The following is a 17,557-nucleotide window of genomic DNA, read 5'->3' as shown; positions in this document are numbered from 1 at the left end:
GCTAATGGTTGAGCCTAGGCTCAGTTGGTTTGAACGACATTTACTTGCTGATTGGCTCCCGTCTGAATAACGGTTGCCGCCAATCCGTTACCGTTTTGCTCGATGCTGGCCTGATTGCCATCACCCAGCTGGATCGCCCGGGCCTGATTGTCTGCCCCTTGCTGACTGATCCAGGCTTCATTGCCGCTGCCTTGTTGCAGCAGCCAAATCCGGTTATTGATGCCCGCCTGATAGAGCTCGGCGCGATTGCCCTCACCCAGTTGCGCGCCATTAACCCAGTTCTCTTCCCCCACCTGGGAGAGCGCCAACTCATTGGCCCACCCCTGTTGCAGCAGGCGCGCCTGATTCAGCTCCCCTCGCTGGGTGAGGTGCAGTTGCTGCTCGCTACCGAGTTGCCACAACAGCGCCTGATTCCCATCGTTCTGCAGACCGGAATCCAGCTCGCTTGCCATCGCCAGTTCATCGAAGGCGGCAGGCTCTGCGGAGAGCTGCGCTGCGCCCGATATCAGCAGAAAAAAGAGAGCACTCAACAGGTGTTTCATCGCGCCATCGCCTTGTTGGAAAACGCCCACAGTATCTCTGCCAGACAAGAGGCGGCCTATCAGGCACTCCGCTGATTCGAGGATGAAAAGCGCCGCCCGGGGGCTGAGCAGAAAGTCTTAAGTCGTACTCGATGGGGACCAAAAAAAATGCCCTCCACTAGGGAGGGCATTGCGAGAGCAGGAAAACTCAAAGCAGCGGGGCATTGTCTTGCAGGTACTCCTGCAGGATCGGATTGTCGATATCCCGCTGGTCGGCCAGTTGCCACAGATTGTCCCGCACGCCATTGGCAATCAGCCGGATCACCCCGGACTCGATAGCCGACATGACACACATCTGTACCGGTTCATTGGTACTGAAACCGGCCTCGGCCTCCAGCAGGCGCTTGTACTCGACGAAACGGAATACCCCGGCCTGCACCTGTTGCGACAATACGGTCTTGGAGGTCGTCACACTATTAAGGATCCGACCAGAACGGATATCGACGGCGCGCAGATTGACCGTCACCTGATCGACCCGGTACTCCCCGCTGGCACCGATGCCAAAATACTTGGCCCCCGCCCCGCCGGTTCGCACATTGCTGTCATAGGCGACGATCCCCCCCTCGATCAGGATGTTGGCGGCAACCAGCGAGGGCAGCTGATTGGCGTTGTTACCGGGAACATTGGGCTTGTTCTGGGCCGCCCGCACAATCTTGCGCTCGGTCAGCAGGTTCTGCAGCCCTTCCCGCTCCAGCGGTACAAACCATTGGGAATCCCACAAGGCCGTGCTCAGCATGGCGACCCCGCCCTGGGTGACCGCCGTGGAGAAGTTGGACGCCGGTGCAGGCAGGTACTGACCGGTCTGGTCGCGAAAATCGTAGACGGCCGCGACAATTTTCCCTTTTGGCTTGGGCAGACTGATCAGCTCCTTGTAAGAGACTGATCGCGGCATCAGGGTTGCCTTCTCATCGGCAACGGGAGAGCCGATATGGGTCGCACAGCCAGCCAGCGCAAGCAGGGGCACTATCAATAACAGTTGTCGTTTCATCGCGCCCTCAGTCGGCAATCAGGCCATTCACTTCGATCATGGTGGTCTGGTTGGTCACCCGGTCGGTGATCGAAACCACCAGGGTGCCATCTTCATCCACCACATTGATGGCAAAATCATCGGTTACCAGACTGCCGCTCTGGCTGCCATCCTTGCCGATATCGGCCAGCAGCTGGCTGATCAGGCGGGATTGCAGGTTGGAGGTCAGGCGATCCAGCGCCGAGGTGCCGCTGCTACCGCTGCCACTGGCGGGATCCTTGTAATCATTCTGCGCATTGGCGGTGCCAAGCAGATGACTGCTGTTGAGAGGGTTACCCCCAAAGCTGGGGTTGACGGGGCGATAGACAAGCTCCGACGCATGGAGCGTTGGCGCTATCAGTGCAGCAACTAGCCATAACCGGGCACGCATGAGAAATATCCTTATAGTTCATCATGTTCCAAATCGAAGGTATCCATGAACAGGGTCGCGATCTTCTGCTGTTCGAGGGTCTGCCTGACCTGTGACCAAGCCAGTTTGGCGCTCTGCTCCTGCTGATTACGGCCGGGAGAGAGCGCGGTTTTAAAAATCACCTTCCGGTTGTGGGTGATCCAGATCAGGCTGCCCCAGCGAGCTGTCGGGCGCTCATGAATCGTCAGATTTTCTCTGGCATCCGGGTCTTCATCGCTGCGCAATCGGGTAAATTCGTTATAAAAGCCCTGACCGAAACGGGTAAAAGTGCGATCCAGCACCAGACCATCCACATCCAGCCGATCACTCTCCTGCTCCGGCTGTACCGACTCCAGCGGTGCATCGGCCTCGGCCGCCACAACGGTCGTGCAGCCCCAAAGCAGCGCGAGGCAACACGCCACAGAGAGCGCTTTCATCAGTGGGAGTCCGGAGCATCGAGATACTCTTTGGCCCAGCTCACCGCCTGGATCCGGTTCTTCACATTCAGCTTTTTAAAGACGTTATAGAGGTGGGATTTGACGGTGTGCTCGCTGACAAACAGGCTGTCGGCGATCTCGACATTGGAGGCGCCCGTCATCAGATAACGGATGATCTCCTGCTCTCTGGCGGTCAGCAGGGTGTCGTTACGCAGCAGATAACTGTTGCCCTGGCGATAGTATTCGACCAGCTCGCACAGCAGGTGGCGCGGCATCCAGTACTCGCCCAACAGGATTTTCTGCAACCCGGCAACCAGTCGGTCGAGCGGATCCTGACGGAAAAACAGACCACAGATCTGCGGCCACATCAGCAGCAGGTCGCGATCCGTCGCAGTAGGAGCATTGAGCAGCACGGTGGTCGCCATGCCAAAGCGTTCGGAGATCGCCCGGTTCCAGCCCAGTGACTGGCCAGAGCGGATATAGTCGAGATCGATGAGAAACAGCGTGCCGTCACACTGGTTATCTAGCTGATTAATCTCGTGGATTAGCTGGACGGGACGGCTCAAATGAGAGATGAGGTATGCAGCAAATGTGCTGGCCTGCACATTATTTTCAGTGACCAGTGCGATCGGGCATGCGGCTTTCATTGTGTGCTCTTCCTTGAACCTGTAAACCACCTAATCTGGCCGACTGAGTCTACCAAGGAGGTATGGGAGCACAATATTAAAAAAGTATGAGAATGGATCTCATAAATATCGTAACCATATGTTTTTAGTCGATTTAAAAACCGATTCCAATTCGCCAATCGGCCAGCATAACAGGAATATATGGCAGAAATGTGATGCAGGACGCGCCGGAAACAGCTGCAACCCGACCATCACTGCAGCAGGAGCCAACAGTTACCTTTGGCACATCAAGCCGGTTAAGGATGCTGCCAATCCGCTTCGCAACTGTTACTATGACCGTCACATGCGTCTGCGGGACATTGCGCCCCGCACACAGCAACTAATCAGGTATCTAGTCGTGTTGGACCAGGTTTCGACCTGGCCGGTAAATAAGGTGGAAGAGAGATTATGGCCAGTCGAGGCATCAATAAAGTCATTCTGATCGGTAACCTCGGGCAAGACCCGGAAGTACGCTACATGCCGAGTGGCGGTGCTGTGACCAACATTACTCTGGCTACCTCTGAAACCTGGCGCGACAAGCAGACCGGTGAGCAGAAAGAGCGTACCGAATGGCATCGCGTCGTCTTCATGGGCAAGCTGGCCGAAGTGGCTGGCGAGTACCTGAAGAAGGGCTCCCAGGTCTATGTGGAAGGCAAACTGCAAACCCGCAAATGGCAGGATCAGAGCGGCCAGGAGCGCTACACCACTGAAGTGCTGGTCGACAGCTTCACTGGCGTGATGCAGATGCTGGGTGGCCGTCCGCAAGGCGGTCAGGGCATGGGCCAGAACATGGGTGGCCAATCCCAGGGTAACTGGGGTCAGCCGCAGCAGAGCATGCCTGCCCAGCAGCCGATGAATCAGCAGCGCCCGGCACCGGCTCCGCAGCAGAACATGCAGCCGCAAGGCGGTTATGGCCGTCCTGCCCAGCAGCCGCAATCTGCGCCGCCGGTATATAACGAGCCGCCGATGGATTTCGACGACGATATCCCGTTTTAAGAACAGAATATTGAAAAGGCCCTGATAACTCAGGGTCTTTTTTTATGCACTCAGGCTGAACCTCTCAGCCCGAAAGGGATATAACGCTTTATGGTTGCCTCCCCTACAGTGATGGATATCCTCCACAGGAGCGCCTTGTGAAAAGTGCAATGAAACTGCTCACCCCTTTATTGCTAATGCTGACCAGCTTGCTCTCCGGCCAGTTGCTGGCAAAGCCACTCAAGGTCGGGGTCAGCTTTGCCATCCCCCCTTATGTCATCGAAAGTAATCAGCGTGGCATTGAGCTGGATCTGCTGAAAGAGGCGTTCGCTGGCAGCGGCTATGAGCCCAACTTTGAATTTCTGCCGCTGGAGCGTACCTTCCGCCTGTTCGAGTCAGGAAAGCTGGATGCCATCATCAACGTCAGACCCGGTATGGTTGATCCTCACGTTCTGACCCAGCCCGTTATCACCTTCCATAACCGGATCTTCACCCTGCGCAGCACCCACATCAGCACTCTGGACGATCTGCATTCAAAACGGGTCACCGCCTTTCAACGGGCAAGGATCATTCTGGGGGGCGCGTTCGCCACCATGGCCAACCAGAATCCCCACTATGAGGAGGTAGCCAAGCAGCAGGTGCAGGTACATCAGCTAATGCGCGGCAGGGTGGATGCAGTCGTACTGGAGGAGCGGGTGTTCTACTACTACCTCGACCAGCTGATTGCCACCGCCCAGGCAGGCGAGCACTACGAGCGCAATCAGGTCAGGCAAGCAGACCTCTTCCCACCCACCGTCTATCACTTTGCCTTCCGAACGGCCGATGCCCGCAATCTGTTTGATAAGCGCCTTGAGGCGATGCGTCAGGATGGTCGTTATCACCAGATTTTCGCGGCTTACGGCGCCACACCGTGAGCCACAAACATAAAAGCCAGCCGGTTAGGGCTGGCTTTGTACTGGCTCCGAAGGAACAGCAGTAGGGTAGCGTTACTTCATTGCGCTGCCGTTTTTCAGTTCTGCTTTCTGACGTTTGGCTTCGCGTTTCTCTTTCAGTGACATCTGCGGTTTTTTCTTGGCATCTTTGCCGTTGTGATGTTCTTTGTTACTCATCATCAAACTCCAAAAATGTTACCCAGACAGTTGGTTCCTCATGGGAGCCAGCATGCCATCCGAATCATCAACTTCAGTACGCTTGGTGGGATGGTGCAAGACCATCACCAGACCCAGCATACCCTCCAGCGGCATCCGGATCCAGCCTCATTCTCGTCCAAAAAATGCCGCGCGCAGCCCCTTGAGCGGGGAGGCCAAACGACCTCGACAGGAAAGACCAAAAAAGAGTAATTCGCATTATTAAATGTTGTCACGCTTATATTAAGTCATCGTTACCTAGATATTTTCACGGATAAATATAAATCCCTCTCATTATTTATTGCCGCGCAAGAGGTCACCATTTTAATAAGCATTCGCAATATCATCAGAAACATCAGGTTACAACACCGAATAGGTTATTTCCGGTCAGCCGGATATAATGCGCGCCGCACCGAAATATCCGTTTTTATTCAGGAAGCTGTACATGAACAGAAAAACCAGAGCCGCCATGGTGTCGGTCTGCTCCAATATCAGTCTGATCATCATGAAAATGGTAGCCGGGTTCGCCAGCGGCTCGGTCAGTATCATCTCGGAGGCGATCCACTCCGCCATGGATCTGGTGGCGGCCCTGATCGCCCTGTTCGCGGTGAAAAAGTCCGATCTCCCGCCCGATGAGAGCCACCCCTATGGTCACGACAAGATTGAAAATGTCTCCGGTGTCATCGAAGCACTGCTTATCTTGCTGGCCGCAGGCTGGATCATCTTCGAAGCCGTCAACAAGCTGATCACCCCCAGCCCGATTGAAAGCATTGGCTGGGGCGTGCTGGTGATGGTGATCTCGGCGCTGGTCAACAGCGGCGTCTCAGCCTACCTCTACAAGGTGGCCCGGGAAGAAGAGTCAGTTGCATTGGCGGCCGATGCGCTCCATCTCAAGGCGGACGTGCTCACCTCCGCCGGGGTCGCTGTCGGTCTTGGCGGGATCTGGCTGGCAGGTCTGTTTGGCCATTCACTCGCCATCCTCGACCCGCTGGTCGCCATTGCGGTCGCCATCTTTATTGTCAGAGAGGCGATCAGCATGCTCAACGAGGCCTTCCAGCCGCTGATCGACCAGAGTATGAGCCCGGAAGAGCTGGCGATGACCAGCCGCATCATCACCGAATGCTGCCCTGCCGCCAGCGGTTTTCACGATCTGCGCAGCCGTCGTGCCGGTCGTCGTCGCCATATCGACTTCCATCTCACCCTGCCCCCGGAGATGAGCATCGGCGAAGCCCACGATATCTGTGATCGCATCGAACACGCCATCATGGCGCAGTTGCCCCACGCCATCGTGCTGATCCACGTCGAGCCGGAGGAGCAAGAGCTGCCCTCACCGCTCGCCATAAATTGAAATGTGGCAAACAGGCGGGAAAGTGGCAGCGAAATAACGGAAAGTTGGCACAAACCCGCATTTTTACTGCCGGAAAGCCGATTGCATAAGAAGTGATCGGCACAACTGTGTTAGGGTGTCTAACCACCCTGCCGCAGGAGCGCGCCGTGAAAAAGCTGGAAATGAAAGATCTGACCGAGGCCGAAAAAGCCGAGATAGCCTTGTTATTACAAAAGGCACAAGCCAATGCAGACCACCAGCTGACCAACGGAGAGCGGAACAAGATCCGCGAAGAGGGTCGCCTGAAAATTGTGGCGGACCGCGCCGAAGCAGCCAAGGCAGCCTCCAAGCTGGCTCGCGAGAAAGCCAAAGAGCGCGCCAAAAATCAGGTACTGCCGGAAACCTTCAGCTGGATTGATTCGGTCAGCAACAAGTTTCGCAGCAAGCGCTGATCCTTTCTTGCAAAACGCCCGCTGGCACTTGTGCCTGCGGGCGTTTGCATGTCTGGGCGATGCTCGATGAGCCAGATTTGGCGCTGCCATTGATTTGCATCTCAGTCGCTAATCGCAGCCGCAGAGGAATGATTCACATTGTGGATTAGAGAGAACGCAAACTGACAATCCCCATCTATCGCCAGCTTTTCATTTTTTCTCATATTTTTTGCCAGAACTGGCTACATAGTCAGGACAAAAAAGCCGAATCTGGCTTGTCACAGGGTGATATGAGTCTGCACTGATTTTTCTATGCCGTTGAAATGCATCATGTTTACTATAAAAAACGATATTTTTGGCTGTTACAAAACATTAATATCGAGATAAAGTTTGCTTTAAAAATGAGAGCGTGTTTTAATCTTTCTCGATGGTTCGGCAGTTCAGACCTGATTATGTTAGGCAGTCATTTTAGTAAAGCAGTGATTAGCATAAGCGTTATCCTCGGATAATTCTTATCAAATAATTCTCCTTCTTTAGTGCTCCCCATACGTATTGCTGACGAAAAATCAAAAATTGCCATTTAGGTGGCATTCAACACTATTTAAGGAAATTATTATGTCTAACAAAATGACTGGTACCGTTAAGTTCTTCAACGCTGAGAAAGGTTTTGGTTTCATCTCCCCGGCTGACGGCAGCAAAGACGTGTTCGTACACTTCTCCGCTATCCAGTCCACCAGCTTCAAAACCCTGGACGAAGGTCAGCGCGTTGAGTTCACCATCGAGCAAGGCCAGAAAGGCCCGGCTGCTGCCAACGTAGTTGGTCTGTAATTCAAGCCGGAGCATGCTGCTGATGGCTCATGCCAACTGCTGACAGCTCTGCAAGAATTTAAAAAAACCCGCTTCGGCGGGTTTTTTGTTGTTCCCCGCTTTTTTCCTCACTGATCTCCCCTCCACAGACCGCGTGATCCCGGCCTTACACGCTCTCACCGCTTGAGTCTTAGAATGAGCTCCGAATGGACTCAAAATGTAAAATAGTGACGAAAAAGTCAGGTTATCCGCTGTATTTGCCGCGAATTCTTGCTATTTTGCGCGCCACCAACGCAAACGATTTCCTTCACACTTTCAGGATTAGTTATGGCAAAGCAAGATATGGCCGCCCAAACAGGGACAGGCGGCTTTCTGGACTCTTATTTTTCCATTTCTGCGCGCGGCAGCAGCGTGCGTCAGGAGCTGGTCGCGGGGCTGACCACCTTCCTGGCGATGGTCTACAGCATCATAGTGGTGCCGAACATGCTGGGTGCTGCCGGCTTTGAGCAGGGCCCGGTGTTTGTGGCCACCTGTTTGATCGCCGCCTTCGGCTCCCTGCTGATGGGGCTGTGGGCCAAGCTGCCAATGGCTATCGGTTGCGCGATCTCCCTCACCGCCTTTACCGCCTTCAGTCTGGTACTGGGTCAGGGGCTGAGCATTCCGGTCGCCCTGGGCGCCATCTTCCTGATGGGTGTGCTGTTTACCCTGATCAGCGTCACCGGCGTGCGCCAGTGGATCCTGGACAACCTCCCATCCGGCATCGCCCACGGTACCGGTATCGGTATCGGCCTGTTCCTGCTGCTGATCGCCACCAACGGCGTCGGCATGGTGATCAAGAACGAAGGGGCCGGTCTGCCGGTGCAGCTCGGTGAGGTCACCGCCTTCCCGGTCATAATGACGGTGCTGGGTCTGGCCGCCATCTTCGGTCTGGAGCGTCGCAAGGTGCCGGGCGGCATCCTGATGGTGATTATCGCCATCTCCATCCTCGGCCTTATCTTCGACCCGAAAGTGACCTGGCAGGGTTTCTTCGCCATGCCGAGCCTGACTGGCGAGAAGGGCTCGCTGGTAGGCAGCATGGATCTGCTGGGCGCCCTCAATCCGGTGGTCATTCCGACCGTACTGGCACTGGTGATGACCGCCGTGTTTGACGCCACCGGCACCATCCGTGCCGTGGCCGGTCAGGCTGGCCTCATCAACGAACGTGGCCACATCATCAGCGGCGGCAAGGCCCTGACTGCCGACTCCGTCAGCAGCATGGTGGCAGGCGCCGTAGGTGGTGCTCCGGCTGCCGTCTACATCGAATCCGCCGCAGGCACCGCGGCCGGTGGCAAGACCGGTCTGACCGCCGCGCTGGTCGGCGTGCTGTTCCTGCTGATGATCTTCCTCTCCCCGCTGAGCTATCTGGTACCGGCTTACGCCACCGCACCGGCCCTGATGTACGTCGGTCTGCTGATGCTGGGCAACGTCACCAAGCTGGACTTCAGCGACTCGGTCGATGCGCTCTCCGGCATGCTGTGCGCCGTCTTCATCGTACTGACCTGCAACATCGTGACCGGCATCATGCTGGGCTTCGTGGCGCTGGTCGTTGGCCGCATCTTCGCTGCCGAGTGGAAGAAGCTGAACGTCGGCACCGTCATCATCGCCCTGGCGCTGGTGGTCTTCTACGCCGGTGGCTGGGCCATCTAACCCGTCCGCATATTCCGGTTATAGCGAAGGGCCCTGCGGGGCCCTTTTTCATGGCTGTGAGTCAGCTAACAGTTTCCCGCCCGTTTGCCCCGCACCGTTTCAGATTGAAACGCCTATCCCTCTTCTGCTGTTTCAAATCCGAACCAAAACGCCCGTCATTTTTATCCCTTTTTCTGTCGTTAGACTGGCTCCATCAACCATTTGTCCACCCGTGCGGTGGCAAGCCAAGGAGTGAGCTATGAAGAAACTGATCAATGCCGTCGATGCCGTGGTCCGTGAACAACTGATGGGGATGGCGGCCGCCCACCCCGAGCTCAAGGTACGTATCGAACCCCACTACATCACTCGCGCCGACTCCCCCGTGATGGGCAAGGTGGCGCTGGTCTCCGGCGGTGGCAGTGGCCACGAGCCGATGCACGGCGGGCTGGTGGGCAAAGGGATGCTGGATGGCGCCTGCCCCGGCGAGATCTTTACCTCCCCGACGCCGGATCAGATGTACGAGTGCGGTCAGGCCGTTGATGGCGGCGCGGGCGTGTTATTTCTGGTGAAGAACTACACCGGCGACGTACTCAACTTCGAGACCGCGGTCGAGCTGCTGCACGGCGACGGCGTCAAGGTGGGCTTTGCCCTGATCGATGACGACGTGGCGGTCAAAGACAGCCTCTATACCGCCGGTCGCCGTGGCGTAGCCACGACCGTGCTGTGCGAGAAGCTGGTCGGCGCCGCCGCCGAGGCGGGCTACGATCTGGCACGCTGCGAGGCGCTGGCCCGCCGCATCAACAACCAGAGCCGCACCATAGGCGTGGCCATGCATGCCTGTACCGTGCCTGCCGCAGGCAAGCCCTCCTTCACCCTGGCGGACAACGAGATGGAGTTCGGCGTCGGTATCCACGGCGAGCCAGGCATCGAGCGACGCCCCTTCACCGACCTCAATACCCTGGTGGACGACATGTTCAGCGAGCTTGCTGACAACACCCCCTATGGCCGCACCTTGCGCCACTGGGATCGCACCAGCGGCAGCTGGCAGGAGGAGCACACCTTTATCGAACCGCTCAACAAGGGCGATCGGGTCATCGCGCTGGTCAACAGCCTGGGTGGCACCCCCATCTCCGAGCTCTATGGCGTCTATGGTCGCCTCGCCACCCTGTGCGAGGAGGCGGGCATCCATCTGGTGCGCAACCTGATTGGCCCCTACTGCACCTCCCTCGACATGACCGGTATCTCCATCACCCTGCTCAAGGTGGATGATGAGCTGATGACCCTGTGGGATGCCCCCGTTCACACCCCCGCCCTGCGTCGCGGCTGCTAAGGAGAACCCATGTTAAGCAAGCATCACATCGTCAACTGGCTGCTCGACTGCGAACACATCTTTACCGAGCAGCGTGACTACCTCACCGCACTGGATACCGACATCGGCGACGGCGACCACGGCCTCAATATGCAGCGCGGCTTCGCCAAGGTGGCCGAGAAGCTGCCAGCAGTGGCGGACAAGGATATCGGTCAGGTGCTGAAAACCACCGGCATGACCTTGCTCTCCTCGGTCGGCGGCGCCAGCGGCCCGCTCTATGGCACCTTCTTTATCCGGGCCGCGGCCAGCACCGACGCCTGCCAGAGCCTGAGCCTCAGTCAGCTGTGCAAAATGCTGAGTGACGGGGTCGAGGGGATCGTCTCCCGCGGCCGCGCCGAGCCGGGCGACAAGACCATGTGCGATGCCTGGTGGCCGGCGCTGGCTGCCCTGCAACAGGCGCAGCAGCAAGAGTTGCCCCTCAACGAAGCGCTGGACAAGGCAGTAGCGGCCGCCGCAGCCGGTACCGAGGCAACCATCCAGATGCAGGCTCGCAAGGGGCGCGCCAGCTATCTTGGCGAGCGCAGCATCGGCCATCAGGATGCCGGGGCCACCTCGACCCTGCTGCTGCTGACCGCCCTGCGTGACAGAGCGAGATTGTGACATGATCGGAATCGTAGTTGTCTCTCACAGCACCCAGCTGGCGGCCGGCTTGAAAGCGCTGGCCGACCAGCTCGGCAGCCCGGCCCGCCTGCTGCTGGCGGCCGGGGTCGATGACCCCGACCACCCCATCGGAACCGATGCCATCGCCGTGATGAGTGCGATTGAAGAAGCGGATGACGGCAGCGGCGTGCTGGTGCTGATGGACTTGGGCAGCGCCCTCTTGAGCGCCGAAACCGCCCTCGAACTGCTGCCACCCGAGTTAAGCGCGAGGGTGCGGCTCTGCCCGGCCCCGCTGGTCGAGGGCACTCTGGCCGCCGTGGTGGCGGCCGGTTCCGGCCTGACGCTGGACGAGGTAGCCGCCGAGGCACTCGGCGCGCTGGGCCCGAAACAGGCGATGCTGCCTGCCAGCTCGGCGCAGGCCGCCACCGAGACAGCCCCCGTTGCCGACGACGGCTGGCTGCGCTGCGAAGTGGTGGTGGATAACCCCCACGGCCTGCATGTGCGCCCCGCCGCCCGGCTGGTGGCCGCCCTCAAGCCCTTTGCCGCCGAACTCAAGCTGCAAAAGGGGGGTAAAGAGGCCAATCCCCGCAGCCTCACCCGGCTCGCCATGCTCAACGTGCGTCAGGGCGACCAGCTCACCCTGCTGGCGCGCGGCGAGGATGCCACCGCCGCACTGACCTGCTTCCAGCAGCTGGCCGCCGAGCGCTTCGGCGACTGACGCCACTGCTTCAAGGGGCTGCACTCGCTCGCTGAGCCTGTGCAGCTTCATTCAAGACGAAGGAGTCCCCGGCACTGCCGCCCCTTCGCCCCGATTCTTAATTCATAAAGAGAGAGGGATAAAATATGGACCGCATTATCATCAGCCCCAGCAAATACGTGCAAGGCAACGGGGCCCTCGCCAATATCGGCAACTACGTCAAAGCGCTCGGCAGCAAGCCGCTGATCCTGGCCGACGCCTTCGTCACCAAGCTGGTGGGCGATACCGTGGCCACCAGCTTCCACGGCGCCGGTATCAAGCCGGAGTTCGACTGCTTCAACGGCGAATGCTCCCGCCCCGAGATCGACCGCCTGCTGGCTCGCTGCAACCAGACCCCGTTTGACGTCATCATCGGCATCGGCGGCGGCAAAACGCTGGATACCGCCAAGTCGGTCGCCTTCTACCAGAAGGTGCCGGTGGTCATAGTGCCCACCATCGCCTCTACCGATGCCCCCACCAGCGCGCTGGCGGTCATCTACACCCCGGAGGGGCAGTTCAGCGAATACCTGATGATCCCGACCAACCCCAATATGGTCATCATGGATACCGGCGTGGTCTCCCGCGCCCCGGTGCGGCTGCTGGTCTCCGGCATGGGGGATGCGCTCTCCACCTACTTCGAGGCGCGCGCCAACAAGGTTTCCGGTTGCCAGACTATGGCCGGTGGCGCCTCCACGCTGGCGGCGCAGGCCATCGCCGAGCTCTGCTACAAGACCCTGCTGGCCGATGGTTACAAGGCCAAGCTGGCGGTGGAGCAGGGGCTCTGCACCAAGGCGGTGGAGAACATCATCGAGGCCAACACCTATCTGAGCGGTATCGGCTTCGAGAGCAGCGGGCTGGCCGCCGCCCACGCCATCCACAATGGCCTGACCCAGCTCGCCGAGTGTCACCACCTCTACCACGGTGAGAAGGTGGCATTCGGTACCCTGGTGCAGCTGGTGCTGGAGAACGCGCCGATGGCGGAGATCGAGACTGTGCTTAGCTTCTGCCGCTCGGTGGGCCTGCCGACCAACCTGCATATGATGGGGGTCAAGGAGCTGGATATGGCGCGCCTGATGGAGGTGGCCAAAGCCTCCACTGCCGAGGGCGAAACCATCCACAACATGCCGTTCAAGGTCACTGCCGAGGATGTGCTGGCGGCCATCGTCACCGCCCACCAGCTGGGGCTGTAACCACGCTACCACTGACCTGCCATATAAAAACGGCCCCGCATCTGCGGGGCCTTGTCGTTTTCTGCGGGCCGATTGGCAACGACCTCAATAAACGTCAGCCGTGATAGTCGGCGGGATCGATCTCGAGCAGCTTGAGTCGCCGCCACAGGGTGGTGCGGCTGATGCCAAGATGCTGAGCCATCTGGCTCACCTGCCCCTTGCAGGCGTGCGCGCAGCGCAAGATAGCTTGCCGCTCCAGCTCCGCCAGCGTGAGCAGCGGTTGCCCCACCACCTCGTCTGCCACCCGCTGATAGCCGTGCCGAATGGCAGCGGGCAGCGCCTCCGGCGGGATCGGCCCCTGACCGGCGTGAAGCAGCGCATGCTCCACGGCGCTGCGCAGCTCCCCCAGATTGCCGGGCCAGGGATAGGCCAGCAGGCAGTCGAGGGCCGCCGGACTGAACTGGCGCACCGGCTCGCGCCCCTGCGCCCCTAGCTGCTGGCTGATAAGGCCCGGCAGATCGGCCGCGCGCTCCCGCAGCCCCGGTAGCCACAGCTCGCACGCCTGCAAGGCATAGAGCAGCTGGCGGCCAAACAGCCCCTCCTGCACCAGCTGCTCCAGCGGGGCGCTGCTGGTGGCGATGATCCGCACCTTGAGCGGCAGAATGCGGGCCGAATCGAAGCGCTGGATGCGACCGGTCTTGAGCAGTTGCAGCAGCGCCGCCTGCATGGGGGCAGAGAGGCACTCCACCTGCTCCAGCACTAACGTGCCGCCGTGGGCCAGCTCGAACTTGCCCGCCCGCTCCTGCCCCGCCTCGTCGGAACCCATCAGCTCCAGCGCCATCCGCTCGCTCGGCAGCGCCTTGCAGTTGAGGGTAATAAGCGGCCCGGCGGCCCGTTCACTGCCAAAGTGGATCGCCTCCGCCAACTGGGCCTTGCCCACCTCCTCCTCGCCACGCAGCAGGATCGGCCCCTGACTCTGGGCCGCCTGCCGGGCGTAGCGCAGCAGCTTGCGCATGGCGCTCGATTCGCCCACCAGCGCCGACAGCTCGGGCACCGTCTGGCGCAGCTGGTGAATAGCCCGCAGCCGATCGACCGGGTGCAGCAGAGCGATAAAGCTGACCCCCTCCGGCCCCGGCAACGGCTTGAGGCTCACCAGCGCATTGATAAACTCCCCCTCCTGCGCGCCGAGCCGCTCCAGCGTCACCTCCACATGGCTGAGCGGCGTCTGCCCCCTGATGGCCAACTGCAACCGCTGGGGCAACAACAGGTGCTGCTCCAGCGGCTGGCCGAGACAGAGTGCCGGATCGAGCCGCAGCCGGTTGGCCGCCAGCGCGTTGAGGTAGCGCAGCCGCCCCTGCGGATCCCAGGCCAGCACACCGTCATCCATGCCATCGAGCAGGGCGTAAAGTTCGCTCAGGTGGTGCTGGGACTCCTGCATCAGGGTCTCCATCTGCAGCAGATGGGCCAGCTCGCGCCCGGCGCTGACGGTGAGCGCCAGATCGCCCGCGCTCGCCTCCTCCACCTTGCAGATCAGGGCGATGATGGCGACCTGACGGCCATTGCTGTTGTAGACCGGACTGGCGCAGCTGTGCCACGGGTGCAGGGTCTGATTGAAATGCTGGGCACCGCTGACGCAGAGCGGCACTCCCTCCAGCGCCGCCAGATTGATGGCATTGGTGCCGATGCGCCCCTCGCTGAAAAAGGCGCCGGGGCCAAACCCCAGCGCCGCCAGCTCGCGCAGGGTGTCGGGATGGCCGGTCTGGGCCAGCAGGCAGCCGCTCTCGTCGGTGAGCAGCAGGGCGCAGGGGCGCCCCTCCATAAATTCGTAGAGATCCTCGAGGGCCATCTCGCCGGTGGTGAGCAGGTCGCGCTTGCGCTGGCGCAGGCTCTGCAAGGTCTGCCCCTTGGCACTGTGGGGCGGATGCCAGAGGGTGGCACTGGTCTGGTGGGCGCAGCGCAGCCAGGATGCCTGCAGATAGTCGGGCCAAGCGAGCAGCGGCTGAAGGTCAGATGGCATGGTCACAGCAATATCCGGCAAGATGTGAGCCGACCATTTAACCACGCCAGCGCCCCCGATTCAGTGACCTGCCTCAGAGGGTGGCAAGCCCGCTCTGCTCTTGGTCGGGTTCGCCCCCGGCAAATTGCTGGCCGAGACACTCCTTCAATCTTTTGATATATAACCCCGCTCACACTACTGACTAGTTTGTGAAAAGGAGGCCGAATGGCGCTTTCCATTGCCGCCCCAAAAGTGTATTTTTGCCAGACGGCTAAAAAAAGAGCCAAAGGAAGACGTCTGGCGAATACGTTCAGCACACGAGATTGGTCGGCAATGTTGTGATTTAAAATGAATTTCTCGTGGCGGTGATTAGGGCGAAACTGAGTTATACGGAAGGCTCTATTAACGGATTAGTACCGCCTTCAAACTAGTCACTTTATATTCAAGGGTATATATGAAACTGCTTCAATGGACTTTATTTATTGATATGTTGGGCTATCGAGACATTAATGGTTCGATAAACTCGGAGGAATCGGCTAAAGAATTCGTTAGCTTTATGGAAGAGAATAAAGCTTTATTCGATTATCAGAATGACGATTGTTTCGTTGAACGCTACAAAAATAATAGCCAGTTTGACCTTTATGAGTTTTATGAAGTTAAACATGCTTTTGTTTCTGACTCAATTATTATTACATTCTATCCTAAAGAGGTTGAGTCATTAGTTAATGTTGACAAAATGTATATGCATTCAGCGAATGCTTTATTCATTATAACCATGAGGCTTCAAGCATTTATTTAAAATTGTTTTAGTCAGAAAGGTGTATTTTTAAGAGGTGGGGTTTCTAATAAGTATTGCTATGTGAAAGATAATTTTGCTGTCGGTGAAGGTTTGATTGATTCTTACCTAGTTGAAAGCAAAATAGCAAGATATCCAAGAATTGCTTTGTCGCAAGACACGAGTTCAAATAAAAAGCTAATGGAAAAGATCAGGTTCCTTTCAAGGGTTATGTACAACGATAATCAACTTGTAGCCAAAGATCCTGTGGATAATGTTTATTACTTGGATTATCTGGCATATAACTTAGCTATTATCGATATTAGCTCAAAGCATGTTCAAGCTAGAGTGCAGGCTGATCGCTCAGGTTTTGATGCTCAGTTTGAATCCATACAACTATTTGTAAAGAATCATGCCAATGGCATCAAAGCGAAGTTAGTAGAACTAAACTCACGAATAGCTCCTTTACAGGGTAAAGATAGGGAGGCTGTAAAAAAGGTAATTGATAAATTTGAATGGTTGAAAACTTATCACAACAGTTTAGTCGTTAAGAGCTCTTTAGTATCAAAATACACGATAGAGTGAATATGACAAACAGTTTAAGCCCGTAGGTTCGATTAGCCGTCAGGCGTAATCGGACGTTCGCGTCAATCAATTCTCCCGCGATAACGGCCACCCGCATTTTCCCTCTGGTAGGCCGCCGCTGACTCACGGAGATAACCGTAAAATTAGGACACCCACCTTCCTGAGAAAACTGCTGTATCGCCAGCACGGCCAGGATGGATGCCCTTTTTATCGATAGTATGTTTCGAAAAATTCACGCCTACATAGCAAAGCATTTCAGAATGATTCGCAACGCTTGACATTTTCGGTGTAAGGTTGGGTTTCGTGTTTACGGTGCAATGGTTTAGGTTAGGTGGCAACGTAGCTCACCCCTTAATATGGCATTATCTCGTTTTAAAGGATTAGACATGATTAAGCTCAGACCCATGATCTCAAGTGAATATCCAGCGTATTGCGATTATTTTATTGATGATTACAGCCGTGAAATATCTCAAAATTATGGTCACTCAATAGATAGAGCGATCGAATTAGCTAATCAGGAGCTTCTTCATTGCTTTCCTAATGGCTTGGAAACCGATAAGCATGAATTATTGTGCATCGAATCAGATTTAGAATTAGTTGGTTATTTGTGGCATTCGATTAACGCCGATGATAAATCTACGTTTATTTATGACTTCTTCATTTTCTCAAATCGTCGCAATAATGGTTATGGGAAATTGGCAATTTCTGTGTTTGAATCAAAATTAACATCAATTGGGATTGCGCAAATTAAATTACGAGTAGCGTACCAAAATCAAAGAGCGTTAAAACTGTATCAAGATGTTGGCTTTGCCATTTCTGGCTACAATATGTCAAAAAAGATAGGCTTAAATTAGGAAATCCACCTTTCTGAACAAACTCCGTATAGCCAGCCCGTAG

20 protein-coding genes are annotated in these 17,557 nt (G+C 57.0%); 13 read left to right on the top strand and 7 right to left on the bottom strand.

Annotated features, from left to right (window positions below):
* Positions 1-20 precede the first annotated feature (20 nt).
* The 5 genes from AB5Y71_RS04600 to AB5Y71_RS04580 form a co-directional block, all read right to left on the bottom strand.
* Positions 21-542: a curlin gene (locus tag AB5Y71_RS04600; RefSeq protein WP_368171091.1), complete on the bottom strand. Its 522-nt coding sequence runs from the start codon at positions 540-542 to the stop codon at positions 21-23.
* 187 nt (positions 543-729) lie between these two features.
* Positions 730-1,569 (bottom strand): CsgG/HfaB family protein, encoded by an 840-nt coding sequence (locus tag AB5Y71_RS04595; protein ID WP_005355003.1) that lies wholly within the window; start codon positions 1,567-1,569, stop codon positions 730-732.
* A gap of 7 nt (positions 1,570-1,576) precedes the next feature.
* Positions 1,577-1,978, bottom strand: a complete 402-nt coding sequence (locus tag AB5Y71_RS04590) for a curli assembly protein CsgF (protein WP_019445195.1) — start codon at positions 1,976-1,978, stop codon at positions 1,577-1,579.
* A gap of 11 nt (positions 1,979-1,989) precedes the next feature.
* Positions 1,990-2,433, bottom strand: a complete 444-nt coding sequence (locus AB5Y71_RS04585; RefSeq protein ID WP_058059297.1) for a curli production assembly/transport protein CsgE — start codon at positions 2,431-2,433, stop codon at positions 1,990-1,992.
* Positions 2,433-3,080, bottom strand: a complete 648-nt coding sequence (locus AB5Y71_RS04580) for a LuxR C-terminal-related transcriptional regulator (protein WP_042080923.1) — start codon at positions 3,078-3,080, stop codon at positions 2,433-2,435. Before AB5Y71_RS04580 ends, AB5Y71_RS04585 begins: the two co-directional genes overlap by 1 nt.
* A gap of 426 nt (positions 3,081-3,506) precedes the next feature.
* Between AB5Y71_RS04580 and AB5Y71_RS04575 the strand changes: the two genes are divergently transcribed.
* Both AB5Y71_RS04575 and AB5Y71_RS04570 read left to right on the top strand, forming a co-directional pair.
* Positions 3,507-4,094, top strand: a complete 588-nt coding sequence (locus AB5Y71_RS04575) for a single-stranded DNA-binding protein (RefSeq protein WP_005340181.1) — start codon at positions 3,507-3,509, stop codon at positions 4,092-4,094.
* A gap of 149 nt (positions 4,095-4,243) precedes the next feature.
* Complete coding sequence (locus tag AB5Y71_RS04570) at positions 4,244-4,987, top strand: substrate-binding periplasmic protein (protein ID WP_368171107.1); 744 nt, start codon at positions 4,244-4,246, stop codon at positions 4,985-4,987.
* A gap of 72 nt (positions 4,988-5,059) precedes the next feature.
* Here the strand turns inward: AB5Y71_RS04570 and AB5Y71_RS04565 are convergent, their stop codons facing one another.
* On the bottom strand, positions 5,060-5,185 hold the full coding sequence (locus AB5Y71_RS04565) for a hypothetical protein (protein ID WP_019445191.1): 126 nt from the start codon (positions 5,183-5,185) through the stop codon (positions 5,060-5,062).
* Positions 5,186-5,645: 460 nt separating this feature from the next.
* Between AB5Y71_RS04565 and AB5Y71_RS04560 the strand changes: the two genes are divergently transcribed.
* From AB5Y71_RS04560 to AB5Y71_RS04525, 8 genes are all read left to right on the top strand, one after another.
* A complete protein-coding gene (locus tag AB5Y71_RS04560) occupies positions 5,646-6,548 on the top strand; it encodes a cation diffusion facilitator family transporter (RefSeq protein ID WP_236318040.1) in 903 nt (300 codons plus the stop codon).
* A 146-nt stretch (positions 6,549-6,694) separates the two neighbouring features.
* Positions 6,695-6,979 carry a DUF3811 domain-containing protein gene (gene yjbD, locus AB5Y71_RS04555; protein ID WP_005340165.1) on the top strand — a complete coding sequence of 95 codons (285 nt, stop codon included), beginning with the start codon at positions 6,695-6,697 and terminating at the stop codon, positions 6,977-6,979.
* A gap of 594 nt (positions 6,980-7,573) precedes the next feature.
* On the top strand, positions 7,574-7,786 hold the full coding sequence (cspA, locus tag AB5Y71_RS04550) for an RNA chaperone/antiterminator CspA (protein WP_005316548.1): 213 nt from the start codon (positions 7,574-7,576) through the stop codon (positions 7,784-7,786).
* A gap of 306 nt (positions 7,787-8,092) precedes the next feature.
* Positions 8,093-9,451: an NCS2 family permease gene (locus AB5Y71_RS04545; protein WP_005355011.1), complete on the top strand. Its 1,359-nt coding sequence runs from the start codon at positions 8,093-8,095 to the stop codon at positions 9,449-9,451.
* Positions 9,452-9,689: 238 nt separating this feature from the next.
* Entirely contained in the window at positions 9,690-10,760 is a 1,071-nt protein-coding gene (gene dhaK / locus AB5Y71_RS04540) for a dihydroxyacetone kinase subunit DhaK (protein WP_064341830.1), read from the top strand.
* A gap of 9 nt (positions 10,761-10,769) precedes the next feature.
* Positions 10,770-11,399, top strand: coding sequence for a dihydroxyacetone kinase subunit DhaL (gene dhaL / locus AB5Y71_RS04535; RefSeq protein WP_005355013.1), 630 nt, complete (start codon positions 10,770-10,772; stop codon positions 11,397-11,399).
* A gap of 1 nt (position 11,400) precedes the next feature.
* Positions 11,401-12,117, top strand: a complete 717-nt coding sequence (gene dhaM, locus AB5Y71_RS04530; protein ID WP_368171090.1) for a dihydroxyacetone kinase phosphoryl donor subunit DhaM — start codon at positions 11,401-11,403, stop codon at positions 12,115-12,117.
* A gap of 125 nt (positions 12,118-12,242) precedes the next feature.
* Positions 12,243-13,325 carry a glycerol dehydrogenase gene (locus tag AB5Y71_RS04525; protein ID WP_368171089.1) on the top strand — a complete coding sequence of 361 codons (1,083 nt, stop codon included), beginning with the start codon at positions 12,243-12,245 and terminating at the stop codon, positions 13,323-13,325.
* 94 nt (positions 13,326-13,419) lie between these two features.
* Here the strand turns inward: AB5Y71_RS04525 and dhaR are convergent, their stop codons facing one another.
* Positions 13,420-15,321 carry a dihydroxyacetone kinase operon transcriptional regulator DhaR gene (gene dhaR, locus AB5Y71_RS04520; protein WP_368171088.1) on the bottom strand — a complete coding sequence of 634 codons (1,902 nt, stop codon included), beginning with the start codon at positions 15,319-15,321 and terminating at the stop codon, positions 13,420-13,422.
* Between the two features lie 433 nt (positions 15,322-15,754).
* Here dhaR and AB5Y71_RS04515 point away from each other — a divergent pair, with 433 nt between their 5' ends.
* From AB5Y71_RS04515 to AB5Y71_RS04505, 3 genes are all read left to right on the top strand, one after another.
* The gene (locus AB5Y71_RS04515; RefSeq protein ID WP_368171087.1) at positions 15,755-16,099 is read left to right on the top strand and encodes a hypothetical protein; all 345 of its coding nucleotides are present in this window, start codon (positions 15,755-15,757) and stop codon (positions 16,097-16,099) included.
* Positions 16,100-16,159: 60 nt separating this feature from the next.
* Entirely contained in the window at positions 16,160-16,660 is a 501-nt protein-coding gene (locus tag AB5Y71_RS04510; protein ID WP_368171086.1) for a hypothetical protein, read from the top strand.
* A 386-nt stretch (positions 16,661-17,046) separates the two neighbouring features.
* The gene (locus tag AB5Y71_RS04505; RefSeq protein ID WP_107682202.1) at positions 17,047-17,514 is read left to right on the top strand and encodes an N-acetyltransferase; all 468 of its coding nucleotides are present in this window, start codon (positions 17,047-17,049) and stop codon (positions 17,512-17,514) included.
* Positions 17,515-17,557 lie beyond the last annotated feature (43 nt).

It is taken from the genome of Aeromonas sp. R9-2 (assembly GCF_040908025.1).
Lineage (GTDB): Bacteria > Pseudomonadota > Gammaproteobacteria > Enterobacterales > Aeromonadaceae > Aeromonas > Aeromonas veronii.
The sequence above is the reverse complement of the archived record's forward strand: the minus strand, read 5'-3'. Positions and strand labels throughout refer to the sequence as shown.